The sequence below is a fragment of the Pseudomonas sp. HY7a-MNA-CIBAN-0227 genome (assembly GCF_040310325.1).
Classification (GTDB): Bacteria; Pseudomonadota; Gammaproteobacteria; order Pseudomonadales; family Pseudomonadaceae; genus Aquipseudomonas.
In genome coordinates, this window is sequence record NZ_JBEOPT010000362.1 from 1 (window position 1) to 235 (window position 235).

The window sequence follows — 235 nt, forward strand, 5'->3', positions numbered from 1 at the left end:
GTCCTGGGCAAAGCGCGACAGGATGCCGGGTAAAAAACGCATGACGTAATCGTCCGGCGAGCCTATTTTCACGGTGCCGACCATTTTTGGCAGGCTCAGCGTATTGAATACTTCACTGTGCAGCTTGAGGATGCGCCGCGCATACCCCAGCAGCACCTGACCTTCTGGCGTGAGGCTGACTGTACGGCCATCGCGCTGGAACAGCGTGCAGTGCAGCACGTCCTCTTCCAGGCGC

Annotated in this window: 1 pseudogene; it reads right to left on the reverse strand. The window is 59.1% G+C overall.

The window, feature by feature from the left end:
• Window positions 1-235: pseudogene (locus AAEZ06_RS28275) on the reverse strand (LysR family transcriptional regulator); the annotation flags it as partial.